General features: G+C 68.8%; 1 protein-coding gene. It reads right to left on the bottom strand.

Annotated elements, in window-relative coordinates; translation table 11 throughout:
* A partial coding sequence (locus tag EN807_RS35000) for a biotin/lipoyl-binding protein (RefSeq protein WP_135938122.1) occupies positions 1-282 on the bottom strand: 282 nt, incomplete at both ends.

Here is a 282-nt window from a genome sequence, read left to right as displayed (position 1 = left end):
TGCTTGGCGGCATCGAACGTGGCTTGCGATGTGTTGGCCGAGGCGAGCAATTGCCGCTGACGATCCTCGCTGGCGGCGGCGTTGATGAACTGGGCCTGCGCGTTCGACAGATCGGCTTTCGAGGCCTGGACGGCAAGCTCCAGCGCCGTCGGATCGAGCGCCGCGATCGTCGTGCCCTTGGTGATGAGGTCGCCGACCTTGACGTCGCGCGAGACGACGCGGCCGCGCAGGCGGAAGGCCAGATCGGCGCTGACCTGTGGCCCGACCGAGCCGGCGAACCCG

Source organism: Mesorhizobium sp. M5C.F.Ca.ET.164.01.1.1 (assembly GCF_004792125.1).
GTDB lineage: Bacteria > Pseudomonadota > Alphaproteobacteria > Rhizobiales > Rhizobiaceae > Mesorhizobium > Mesorhizobium wenxiniae.
The sequence above is the reverse complement of the archived record's forward strand: the minus strand, read 5'-3'. Positions and strand labels throughout refer to the sequence as shown.